Source organism: Terriglobales bacterium, assembly GCA_035764005.1.
Lineage (GTDB): Bacteria > Acidobacteriota > Terriglobia > Terriglobales > Acidobacteriaceae > Gp1-AA112.
In genome coordinates this window covers 1-10,851 of the sequence record DASTZZ010000036.1, presented here as the reverse complement: position 1 = coordinate 10,851, position 10,851 = coordinate 1, and the positions used below count along the sequence as shown (strand labels likewise).

The window sequence follows — 10,851 nt, the reverse complement described above, 5'->3', positions numbered from 1 at the left end:
GGAGAAGAAGCCGACTTCGGAAGTGCGGAAAGCGGCGCGGGAAGAAGGCATGCGCTTCCTGCGCGAGTCGGCATTGGCAAAAGTTCGCTCGGGAACCACCACGCTGAAAGAGATCAACAAAGTCACATTCATCGAGACGTCGAGATAATCATGGCACGCAATGGCATTCCCAAACCAAGACTCGCGTGCGAGATTACCGCACAAGGCGTAATTGCCGCGCGCGCGAAATCCGACGGCAGCCGCCTCGACGTACACACCTGGCGGAAGCTGGAGCGAGACCTCGTGCGGCCTTCCCTCACTCCGGGAAACATCGCCGATCCAGGTACTCTCACTCAAACTATCGAGAGCGCTTTGACGGCGGTTGGAGGCCGTAAGCGGGACGTAGTCGCAGTTTTGCCCGACGCTGCGATTCGCGTGCTGCTGCTCGATTTCGACACCCTTCCCGAAAAGATGGCGGAAGCCGAACCCATCATCCGCTTCCGTCTACGCAAATCGGTGCCATTCGATGCCGACCATGCGGCTCTGTCGTTTCAGAGTTATCGCAAAGACGCAGCAGTCAAAGTGCTGGCCGCAGTTTGTCCGCGCGAAGTGCTGAATGAATACGAGTCTGTCATTCGCGGTGCCGGCTATGAACCCGGCGTAGTCGTGCCTTCCACACTCGCGGCGCTCAGCGCGATTGAGGCGGAGCGTCCAACCTTACTGGTGAAGGTCGATGCAAACTACATCTCCATGGCGATTGCCCAGGGGAACGAAATCATCTTCTATCGCACGCTCGATGTTCCGGCAAGCCGAAGCGGCACTGACATTGCCAACGAGGTATACCCGTCGATCGTCTTCTTTGAGGACAATTATTCCGCCAAGATCGACCACATATTTCTGATTTCATCGTCCCCTGATGAAGAACTTGCACAGGCTCTGCAGGAGCAGACTGGGATCCGGCCGGAAAGCCTTGATTCCGGGATCGACACAGGCGAGAGCCTTTCCGGAGACGGAATTCCCAAATCGGCACTGGCCGGAATCGCTGGAGTGCTTACCCGCTCATGAAGATCGCCGTTAATCTGGCCTCCCGTCCTTACGAGGACGAGGGACAGTTCTATCGCCACTGGGGAACGGCGCTCGCTCTGGCAGCGCTGTTTACCGCTTTCATGGTGTTTATCTCCGTCCGTCACTACCATGATTCGCAGCGCGAATGGGAGAGCGCGCGTCAAGCGCAGTCAAAGCTGGCAGAGCTCAAGAAAGAGTCGGCGCTGGCGCAGCAGGTGCTTGCACGTCCGGAGAACCGGGGCACTCGTGACGAATCGCAATTCCTGAATGGCGCCATTTTGCGAAAATCGTTTTCCTGGACGAAGTTGATGGAGGACATGGAAAAGGTCATGCCCGCTGGTCTGCGCGTGACCTCCATTGCTCCCGTCGTGGATCAGCGAACCCGGTTCACTTTAAAGGTCCAGGTAGAAGGGGAAACCCGCGATACTGCCATTGAGCTGCTGAGAAACATGGAGAGGTCACCGCACTTCCGCTCTCCCCAGCTAAGTTCGGAGACACACGGCAAACCGGGAGAAGGCACCGCCGCGGTGAGATCAGACATCATCACCTCATATCTGCCACACCAGGCTATCGAGGGAGGAGAGTAATGGCAGATCTCTCACGGTCGAGAAAACGGATCATCACTGCCCTCGCAGTACTCGCCTGTATTGATGCCGCTGCAGTGGTCTATCTACTGCTGCCGCTGCGTGGAGCGGCAGCTCAACCTGCTCAGGTAGAGCGGCAGGCCGAAGAAGAATATCGTCAACTTAGCCGCACGACTGTCCCGTTGCGAGGGATCGATCAGAAGTTGGAGCAGGCGCAGAAAGACGACGCCCGTTTTCTTCAGAACCGATTGCCCAGCCGTTACTCTGACGTGGTTGCCGAATTGGGAAAGCTCGCCAACGCGAACCACATACGCATCACGTCGGTCAGCTATAAGACCGATCCCGGGCAGCTCAACAACGTTGAAGATTTAGAGATCCACGCCGGGCTCGCCGGACCGTATGTAAACATCGTGAAATTCATGAATGCTGTCGAACGCGACAAGATGTTCTTCATTATTGACAGCGTCGGGTTGACGGGAGAAAAGTCCGGTAGAGGATCGAGCAACGGTGAAGTGCGGCTCGACATGAAGCTCGACACGTACCTGCGCACTTAATCCAAATGAAAGTTGGAGCGGAAAACAAGAAAGAGCTCTACGCCATGCTGGCGCTCATGGCGATCGCCGTAGTGTTTCTTGTGCGCATGTTCCTTGCTTATGGCTCTCCCACTCCGAGCGTCGCTGCCTCTGTTCCCAATGCGGTACCGGCGCAGCCGGAAGCAGCGAATCTGCGTGGGGGGGCCAGAGCCAAATCTTCAGCGCCGCTGGACCCTACGTTGCGTACGGACCTGCTGAAGAACAGCGAAGGTGCGGAATATAAAGGGAGTGGTCGCAATATCTTTGAGGCTCAAGCAACGCCTCCTCCGATGCCACACCCGGTTCAGCAGGTCGTGCAAAATCAGCCTCCGCCGGGCCCACCGCCTCCGCCTCCTCCACCGCCGATCCCGCTTAAGTTTTTTGGCTTTGCCAATAAACCAGGTGAACCGAAGAGCATCTTTCTGGCGAATGGCGACGCGGTCTTCATCGGACGCGAGGGCGACATCGTGAATCGCAGGTACAAGATTCTCCGCATTCAGAGCAATCAGGTGGAGATCGAAGATGTACTCAACAACAACCGTCAGACCATCCCGTTGACGCAGGGCTGAGCGATGCGGAGGAGTTATCCAATGCGACGAACGAACCGGCAAAAGGGCTACGTGTTGTTGGCCATTCTGTTCGCGCTAACCTTGCTGGTCATCGCTCTCGCTGCAGCGGCCCCGCGAGCAGCCAAAGCCATTCAGCGACAAAAGGAAGGCGAGCTGATTCGCCGGGGCGAGCAGTATGCACTCGCCATTCGCCGCTTCTACAAGAAGTTCGGACGTTACCCGTCGGATCTCGACCAGCTCGAAAACACGAACAACATTCGCTTCCTGCGCCGCAAGTACCTCGATCCCATTACGGGAAAGGATGACTGGCAGCCCATTCAGTTTGGCCAGGCGAGGCCTCCGACAGGCTTCTTTGGGGAGAAGATCACAACTACCGGCGGCATGAGTCCGTCCGGACCTGGTCTGGCTCCGTCGACGATCGGCACTGGAATGGGCGCCACCAGCGATAACTCGAGTTCAATGTCGTCGAGCACCTCGGCAACCGGCCAGACCACTTCAGGGCAAAGCACGTCTGCAGGCACATCGACTTCGCCTGGAGGTTCTTCCAACAGCCCGAGTGGTACAGCAGGAAATCCGCTTTCAAGCGATCAATTGACGGGCAAGACCTTCGGCGGAGGAGCGATTGTCGGCGTATCGATCCCTTCGCAAAAGGAATCGATGAAGGAGTTCCAGCAGAAAAATCATTACAACGAATGGCAGTTCGTGTACGACCCCACCATGGATCCGACGTTGCGTGGAGGCATAGGAGCGGGGGCGGCGACGGGAGTGCCTGGAGCAATCGGGGCTCCGCTACCCGGAACGAATTCTCCTGGATTCGGCCAGCCCGGCAGCAACCCAATGTCTCCAACGACGAACCCCGGTTCGACGACGAATCCCGGAACGGGATCTAGCAATCCGAGTTTCCCCCGCTAGAACTCGCAATGCAAAACAAAAGCCTCGCTCGCGCGAGGCTTTTGACGTTTCAGAGGAGAGTGATTACACGTTGAACGATGACCCGCAGCCGCAGGTGCTCTTCACGTTCGGATTGTCGAACTTGAAGCCGGCCGCTTCCAGAGTCTCAAGATAATCGACCGTGCAGCCGTTCAGGTACATGAGTGAGGTGGCGTCCACGAAAACCTTCAGATCGTCGAAAGTGAGCACCTTGTCCATCATGCCCGGAGAGTTCTCGAAATTCATAGAATAGCTAAAGCCTGAGCAGCCTCCGCCGACCACGCCGATACGCAGTCCGGCGGGCATCGGATCCTGCTGCGCCATAATCTCCTTCACCTTGGCCACAGCGTTGGGCGTAAGAATAACGGGTGCGGTCTTCGGTGTGCTTTCGACGTTCGGGGTAGTGGTCGTTGCCATTCGTTTCTCCTCTGTGAAGCTTCAGTATAACAATGCCGTAAGCAGAATTTGAAGCCTGGACATTAGATGAATACCTCTGACAAACGATTCAAAACAGCAGGTTTAGGCAAACACCACCCGCGCTCAGGATTCATTCACCGCCATTCTCTCAGCTTGGCGACGATTGTCATTCTCGTTCTCTGGACGATTCTCTACATCCACTCCGATCCAGGCACGCACTGGGGATCATTCTTCGGCAACGCCATCGCCGATTGGTCGGGCGTATTAGTGACCGTGCTGGCGACAAAATATATGTACGAGAAAGGCTCAGCAGAGAGCCGCCGTCCGAAGCACGAACCCGCGAACCGAATCCTGTGCTTCCTCGATGACCATTCCCTCACAATTTTTCTGCTCATCACAGGCATCGCCTGGATCATGTTGTTCCGCTCCATGGACGTCAATTCCAGGTGGGGACAAGTCGTGGGCAATATCGTTTCCGAGTGGACCCAGATCGTGGGACTGGTGCTGATGACAAAGCGGTTGTTGGAGCGGGGTTCGAAGGAGAGTCGAAGATAGGCTTTTCACCACCGAGACACGGAGGCACGGAGGTGCTTTGTATTGTCATTCCGAAACGCGTTTTTTGCGGTGAGGAATCCCTATAGCCTACCCACACCGTGTGAGAGCGTTTTTTTCGTGGTTCAGCAGCTTACTTGTGGGAGTAGGGATTCCTCCACCGCCACAAATCGGCGGTTCGGAATGACAGACAACATTCCTCCGTGCCTCTGTGTCTCTGTGGTGAATTACTCTGGTGCCCCGCCGTAAACGATCTTGCCGCCGACCATCGTCATTTCCACTTTGGCATCGCGGATTGCCCGGGGGTCGATCTTCAGCAGGTTGTCACTGACGAGAACGAGGTCGGCGAGTTTGCCGGGCGTGATGGAGCCTTTGTCTTTGTCTTGAAATTCCGCATAAGCAGAACCGAGCGTGTACGCCTCGATGGCTTCTTCGATCGAGATCTTCTGCTCAGGAATCCAGCCGTTGGGATGCTTGCCGTCGAGCGTCGCTCGTGTGACTGCGGCGTACAAGCCCAGCATCGGGTTGAGCGGAGCAACCGTCCAGTCGGTGCCAAAAGCAAGGTGAACGCCAGCATCGAGCAAGGTGCGAAATGCGTAAGTGGTTTTTGCCCGAATTGGTCCAATGCGCCGCTCTGCCCACTGGCCATCGTCGATGGCATGGTAGGGCTGCATCGAGGCAATCACGTGCAGGTTGGCGAAGCGCTGGAAGTCTTTCGGCGCGATATGCTGGGCGTGTTCGATGCGCCAGCGGCGATCGCGATCGCCGTTCGCCTTTTCAATGTCCTGATAGATGTCCAGCACGATCGAGATGGCCTGATCGCCAATGGCGTGAACGCAGATCTGGAGTCCAGCTTTGTCAGCTCCGGTCAGTCGCTCGCGCATTGCGCTCACCGGGTGCATTTCGTCCGACAGTAGGCCGCGTGTATTCGGCGCATCCACGTATGGCTCGAAGAAGTAGGCCGTAGTCGATCCGAGGGAGCCATCCGCGAAACCTTTTACCGCTCCGATGCGAAGGAAGTCCGATCCAAACGCATGACGAATTCCGATTTTCGCCTGATCCTGCCAATGCGTTTCAAGCGGAGCGGCGTAGATGCGCGAGGTAAGCTCTCCACGTTCCGCGAGTACGGAGTAGGCCGCGATGTCGGCGTAATCGACCGCCATATCCTGCACGCTGGTCACGCCAAACGACGCCGCGTAATCGAGCGCGCGCTTCGCTGCCTTGATGCGCGCCGCCTGTCCCGGTTCGGGAACGACTCTATAGATCAGGCTCTGCGCCGCATCTTTAAAGATGCCCGTCGGATTTCCTTGGGCATCGCGCACGATCTCGCCGCCCGCAGGAGCCTTCGTTGCCGCTGTCACTCCCGCCGCTTTCATGGCTAAGGCGTTGGCCAGCGATTCGTGCCCGTCGTGGCGTTGGACGAATACGGGATTGTCTGGTGTGACTGCATCAATCCACTCATGCGTGGGCAACTGCGGAGGAGTCCAATTCTGCTCGTCCCAATCACCGCCCAGCATCCACTCGCCCTTCTTCAGCTTTTTGGCTTGTGCGCCGATTCGACGAACGAACTCCTCTCGAGTTCGAGAGTCCGTGAGTTGCACCTGATCGAGCTGAAAGCCGCCGGAGACGAAATGCAGATGAGCATCGTTGAAGCCCGGCAGAAGCAACTTCCCTGCCGCGTCGATGATGCGAGTCTGCGGCCCACGCCATGCGTCCATATCCGCGGATGTGCCCACAGCGACGATGCGCTGGTTCAGAATCGCAACCGCCTCGGCGCGCGGATGATTGCGGTCAACCGTCCACACATTGGCGTTAGTGATGATGGTTTCGGCGGCAGGATGCTCCTGCGCCGAAGCGGGCCTGGTCATAAGAATCGCGAGAAAAAGTGTACCCAAGTAGAGCCATGCAAACGCGCGGCGCAAGCCGCCGTTTGCCGACGCTGACGCGAATGAAGCCATCGCTATCGCTCTCCCCAATGCAGTTTCGTGCGCAGGACTTCGAAGAACTTCTGCCCGTCTTTTTCGCGCAGCAACTTTACACGACATCGTCCCAACTCGCATTCAATGCGATCGCCGCTCTCGATCGGAATACTCACTTGCCCATCCGCGGTCAGGAAGCCTTCTTCCTTCCCCACCTCAACGTTCACGACAATTTTCGAAGTCTCCTCCACAACCAGAGGACGATGTGTAAGAGCATGTGGAGAGACGGGTGTCACCACCAACGCCTTTACGCTAGGCGCCAAAATGGGACCACCGGCAGCCAGCGAATACGCCGTTGAGCCCGTCGGCGTAGCAATGATTAAAGCATCCGCTTTGTAATCGGTAACGCGCTGCCCGTTAATGCTCAACTCGAAATCGGCAAGACGCGCTGCCGTAGCCTTGATGACGACATCATTGAGCGCTTCCTGCTCCTGCACGACGGCGCCGTCGCGAATCAGTCGACAATGGAGCATCGAGCGTTCGTCAAAAACGCAGCACTGTTTCGTGATGCTCTCCAGATGCACGTAAAGCTCGGAGAGCGACACTTCGGTAAGAAATCCCAGTGAGCCGAGATTTACAGCTAAGAGCGGCACTTGGGAATCAGCCAAGACCCTAGCTGCGGCAAGCAACGTACCGTCACCGCCGAGCACGATAGCAAACTCCGGCTTGAGGCTATGCAGTTCCTCGCGGGAAACTCGGCGTCCTGCGCTGCAGTATTCCGCAGAGACCGGATCGAGTGCAGCTTCGAAGCCGTGCTTTCCTAGCCATTGGATTACTCCAGAGATCACTTCCTTTAGCTCTGGCTTGTTCGGCTTCGAAATGATCGCGGCGACGGGCATTAAGCGGTGAATCGTGAGTGTAACAGGGAGGATTCAGCAGCGCCTATCATCTGCAACTTGCTTAGAATACAAACGAGTCAATCGGCTAGTTCACGCCGTTTTTGTGAACCAGTCTATACACAGCATCTTGCCTGAGTTTACGACGTCCAGAGCTTTTGCAGTCGCGTTATTTCAAATTGCAAGCTGTGAGTGCTAAATGGGGTGAGGGGCGGCTGCCTGATAGGCCATTTTCATTTGCGCTCTAACTCCGGCCGCAGGCCTACGACAAGGATCGCGCGATGGTGTTGATATATTATCCGCGCGGAAGAGCATCTATTTGTGAGCAGGTTTCCACGCATCACGGTTCTGGCAGTCTGGCTTGCTTTCGACTGTGGCGGCTTGATCACTGTCAGCTCACAGTCGCCTCCTCAGGGCGATTCATGTGTAGTGGATCTTGTGGTTCTCGACAAACGTGGGAACCGGCTAACTGACGTCGACAAGAGAGATCTCCGAATAGAAGAGGACGGAGTTGCTCAGACAATCGCATCAGTGCAAAAGGGCACGCCGCGTGCAAATGAGTCATCAACCTCAATCCGACCACCTGCCGATGCTGAGGGCTCGGAGTCTGATATTTATACAAACATTGCTCTGAGTTCCACGAACGAACACGAACAAACGATTCTCCTTGTAGATCTACTAAACACTCCCAGAACCGAACGTAACTTCGTGCTTGACAGACTCGCAACTCTCTTGCAGGCACCTAATATCGCGGCACAGCATTTGACGATCTACGGTCTAGCCGAGGATCTCAACCTCTTACAGGATCATTTATCTTCGCCGCAGACACTATTGGCTGCGATGAGCCTGATTAAGAAGCATGCAAGCGAGTCATCCGTTTCTCTCGCTGACGAAACTGGGACGACTGTACCCGCGCCTACACCGCTGAGAGAGGGCCTCGTCGAGTTCCTGGCATCTGTGAAGGAGTTCGCAGGCTTCAGTCAAGAACCCCCGCTCCAAGATAGAAGGTGGATCACGCTGACTGCGCTCAAGACAATTGCTCGAGCAGCTGAAGGAATAGGTGGAAGGAAGAGCCTCATCTGGTTTTCGAGCGACTTCCCGTGCACGACAGCGACCGTTCTCGGCTCTGGGATCTACTCATGCGCAGGAGACCAACCTGATTTCCGAGCTGTTTTCCAGAGCCTTCAAGAAGCTCGCCTTTCCATCTATCCCGTAAATCCCAGCAATATGAAAGATCGAAATGAGAATAAGCGCTCGGTTCTCGCCTTGGAGAGATCTCCGAGCGGCACTCCCGGCATTATGGCCAATCTACCCTCTACTTTCGCGGGAGATCTCGCCTCAAGAGACATGGCTATGCAGCAACTAGCTGACACTACTGGTGGGCGAAACCTAAAAGGCAGCAGTCTTGTAGACGCGGTTCAGATCGCTGGCGACGACAATAATCAGTTCTTGGAAATCCGAATTGTATCGACAAGGTCCGACAAAGGGCTCCACACAATCTCAGCGAATAGTACTCGCCGCGGTTCGACTACTCTGTACAGGCACATCTATTTTGGCGAGGAAGGACGACAGGCAACAGAATCTCCCGAAGCCATTCACGAGGAGATCCTCGGTGCCCTGGGTGATCGGTTCCAAGCGACAGGAGTGGTTCTAGCTGCACGACAGCAAGCGCAGAAATCTGGAGTCGAACTGTTTATTGATCCCCGATCCCTAAGTCTGGAAAGACGACAGGACGGTAACTTCGAAGTTGAATTCGATGTCGCTACAGCAACTCTGTCTCCGTCCTATCGCATTCTTACGGGCAATACGAATCGGATCTCAAAAGTCCTCACCTCAGAGGAGCTTCAGAACGCGCGGCGAGCCGGCTTAATGCTGCGGCTCGGCTACGCTCCGCATCAACATGCGCAACGAGTTCGTGCGCTGGTTCGCGATGCTCACAGTGGGCGGCTAGGAAGTATTGATATTCCTCTGCAATGCTGTAACGTGCTCCGTTAATCGCCTCCTGGGTTCGTGTCTGGATGGATACCAACGAAACGACCGTATCTCCGACATTGTCGAGATAACGAGAACGGATCCGATCCACCCTCAAAAGTTTGCGCATTTGAAACTACGAAATCAGGTTGAATGGACGCCACAAGCAGCCGAGGGTCGTGGGGAAAGTGGTGCTTGAGTTTTCGGATTTCGCGCATTTCCCACGATTGCCCCTCGGATAATTTCATCTGAATAGCGACCATAACAGGAACTCGCGGTTTCCTTCCGCTCCCAAAATAGGAGAGTCGATGACGTCGAGTGCCGATCCGCCTTGCTCCTCGACGGCCCGGCGTACGCGCTCCACTGCCCCAAGCTGCGAGACTTCATCGCGCACGATTCCGCCTTTGCCGATGGCCTCGCGGCCTGCCTCGAACTGTGGTTTGACCAGGATTACGCCGTCGAATTCGGCCCGAGGAATCAGCCTGTTACGGATTGCCGCAAGAAGCGCAGGCAACACCAGAGTGGCGGATATAAAAGAAACGTCCATGGCAAAAAAATCGACGGCGAACTGCAACTGATTGTCGTGCAAGTAACGCGCGTTTGTTCTTTCCAGCAGCGACACTCGCGGATCCTGCCGCAATCGATTGTCGATTTGTCCGTAACCGGTGTCGATCGCGATGACGCGTGCAGCGCCGTGCTGCAGCATGCAGTCAGTGAAGCCGCCGGTGGAGGCGCCCACATCCATGCAGCTTCTTCCGTGCAGATCGATCTTCCAGTGCTGCAGCGCGCGTTCCAATTTGGGACCGCCGCGGCTTACGTAGCGCAAGTCGTTGCCTAGCAACTTGATCTCAGCGTCAGGCGTGATCTGCGTTCCCGGTTTTTCAACTTTCTGTTCATTCACCAGCACCCTGCCGGCGAGGATCAGTGCCTGTGCTCGCTCGCGCGACGGCACCATGCCACGATCGAGCAACAATTTGTCGAGACGAAGTTTCATGTCAGCAAGTGCATGCTTCAGCAGCAAATTAATTTCACACTGCGGATGAGCACATTCCAGTGTGCAAGCTGGTGTTTGTTCAGCAATCATCGCATCATCCGCACGTGAGAAGCTGCTTATCCACAAACTTTTCCTCAAAGCTGAGGAAATTATTATTAGAGTTTTGGCCCAAGCATTACGCATCAGCCTGTGCTTTCAGCAATGTCACAGTTGGGTATGCGAAATCATTTTGATCTCCGAAATCAGTCGGTACCGTTCGCGGTAGCGAATGGGTGCCATCTATGTAGGATCAGATGAAACCCATCCGCTACCGCGGACGGTACTGACTCGTCCGCAAAAGCAGCTGCGAAACGCTCTAGAATCCTTGAGTCCCTTCATGGCCACTCACGCTAACGAACCCACC

General features: G+C 55.8%; 11 protein-coding genes. 7 read left to right on the top strand and 4 right to left on the bottom strand.

Annotated elements, in window-relative coordinates; genetic code table 11:
- The first annotated feature begins 150 nt into the window (after positions 1–150).
- From VFU50_06620 to VFU50_06600, 5 genes are read left to right on the top strand one after another with little or no spacing between them, the layout of a single operon-like run.
- Positions 151–1,044: a hypothetical protein gene (locus tag VFU50_06620; protein HEU5232515.1), complete on the top strand. Its 894-nt coding sequence runs from the start codon at positions 151–153 to the stop codon at positions 1,042–1,044.
- Complete coding sequence (locus VFU50_06615) at positions 1,041–1,631, top strand: PilN domain-containing protein (protein HEU5232514.1); 591 nt, start codon at positions 1,041–1,043, stop codon at positions 1,629–1,631. The genes VFU50_06620 and VFU50_06615 overlap by 4 nt, the downstream gene beginning before the upstream one ends.
- Positions 1,631–2,182, top strand: a complete 552-nt coding sequence (locus VFU50_06610) for a hypothetical protein (protein ID HEU5232513.1) — start codon at positions 1,631–1,633, stop codon at positions 2,180–2,182. Before VFU50_06615 ends, VFU50_06610 begins: the two co-directional genes overlap by 1 nt.
- A gap of 5 nt (positions 2,183–2,187) precedes the next feature.
- Complete coding sequence (locus VFU50_06605) at positions 2,188–2,769, top strand: hypothetical protein (protein ID HEU5232512.1); 582 nt, start codon at positions 2,188–2,190, stop codon at positions 2,767–2,769.
- A gap of 21 nt (positions 2,770–2,790) precedes the next feature.
- Positions 2,791–3,681: a hypothetical protein gene (locus VFU50_06600; protein ID HEU5232511.1), complete on the top strand. Its 891-nt coding sequence runs from the start codon at positions 2,791–2,793 to the stop codon at positions 3,679–3,681.
- 63 nt (positions 3,682–3,744) lie between these two features.
- Here VFU50_06600 and VFU50_06595 read toward each other — a convergent pair whose 3' ends face one another.
- Positions 3,745–4,116 (bottom strand): iron-sulfur cluster assembly accessory protein, encoded by a 372-nt coding sequence (locus VFU50_06595; GenBank protein HEU5232510.1) that lies wholly within the window; start codon positions 4,114–4,116, stop codon positions 3,745–3,747.
- A gap of 66 nt (positions 4,117–4,182) precedes the next feature.
- On the opposite strand from VFU50_06595, the gene VFU50_06590 reads away from it, so the two are divergent.
- A complete protein-coding gene (locus VFU50_06590; GenBank protein ID HEU5232509.1) occupies positions 4,183–4,671 on the top strand; it encodes a hypothetical protein in 489 nt (162 codons plus the stop codon).
- A gap of 224 nt (positions 4,672–4,895) precedes the next feature.
- Here the strand turns inward: VFU50_06590 and VFU50_06585 are convergent, their stop codons facing one another.
- Positions 4,896–6,626 carry an amidohydrolase gene (locus tag VFU50_06585; protein HEU5232508.1) on the bottom strand — a complete coding sequence of 577 codons (1,731 nt, stop codon included), beginning with the start codon at positions 6,624–6,626 and terminating at the stop codon, positions 4,896–4,898.
- Between the two features lie 2 nt (positions 6,627–6,628).
- On the bottom strand, positions 6,629–7,486 hold the full coding sequence (locus VFU50_06580) for an NAD(+)/NADH kinase (GenBank protein HEU5232507.1): 858 nt from the start codon (positions 7,484–7,486) through the stop codon (positions 6,629–6,631).
- Between the two features lie 318 nt (positions 7,487–7,804).
- Between VFU50_06580 and VFU50_06575 the strand changes: the two genes are divergently transcribed.
- Positions 7,805–9,478, top strand: coding sequence for a VWA domain-containing protein (locus VFU50_06575; protein ID HEU5232506.1), 1,674 nt, complete (start codon positions 7,805–7,807; stop codon positions 9,476–9,478).
- A 220-nt stretch (positions 9,479–9,698) separates the two neighbouring features.
- Here the strand turns inward: VFU50_06575 and VFU50_06570 are convergent, their stop codons facing one another.
- Entirely contained in the window at positions 9,699–10,448 is a 750-nt protein-coding gene (locus VFU50_06570) for a TlyA family RNA methyltransferase (protein HEU5232505.1), read from the bottom strand.
- Positions 10,449–10,851 lie beyond the last annotated feature (403 nt).

What these genes read in the sequence shown, in the direction of transcription:
- VFU50_06620 (HEU5232515.1), top strand. Translation starts at nt 151, where the DNA reads ATGGCACGCAATGGCATTCCCAAACCAAGACTCGCGTGCGAGATTACC.
- VFU50_06615 (HEU5232514.1), top strand. Translation starts at nt 1,041, where the DNA reads ATGAAGATCGCCGTTAATCTGGCCTCCCGTCCTTACGAGGACGAGGGA.
- VFU50_06610 (HEU5232513.1), top strand. Translation starts at nt 1,631, where the DNA reads ATGGCAGATCTCTCACGGTCGAGAAAACGGATCATCACTGCCCTCGCA.
- VFU50_06605 (HEU5232512.1), top strand. Translation starts at nt 2,188, where the DNA reads ATGAAAGTTGGAGCGGAAAACAAGAAAGAGCTCTACGCCATGCTGGCG.
- VFU50_06600 (HEU5232511.1), top strand. Translation starts at nt 2,791, where the DNA reads ATGCGACGAACGAACCGGCAAAAGGGCTACGTGTTGTTGGCCATTCTG.
- VFU50_06595 (HEU5232510.1), bottom strand. Translation starts at nt 4,116, where the DNA reads ATGGCAACGACCACTACCCCGAACGTCGAAAGCACACCGAAGACCGCA.
- VFU50_06590 (HEU5232509.1), top strand. Translation starts at nt 4,183, where the DNA reads ATGAATACCTCTGACAAACGATTCAAAACAGCAGGTTTAGGCAAACAC.
- VFU50_06585 (HEU5232508.1), bottom strand. Translation starts at nt 6,626, where the DNA reads ATGGCTTCATTCGCGTCAGCGTCGGCAAACGGCGGCTTGCGCCGCGCG.
- VFU50_06580 (HEU5232507.1), bottom strand. Translation starts at nt 7,486, where the DNA reads ATGCCCGTCGCCGCGATCATTTCGAAGCCGAACAAGCCAGAGCTAAAG.
- VFU50_06570 (HEU5232505.1), bottom strand. Translation starts at nt 10,448, where the DNA reads ATGAAACTTCGTCTCGACAAATTGTTGCTCGATCGTGGCATGGTGCCG.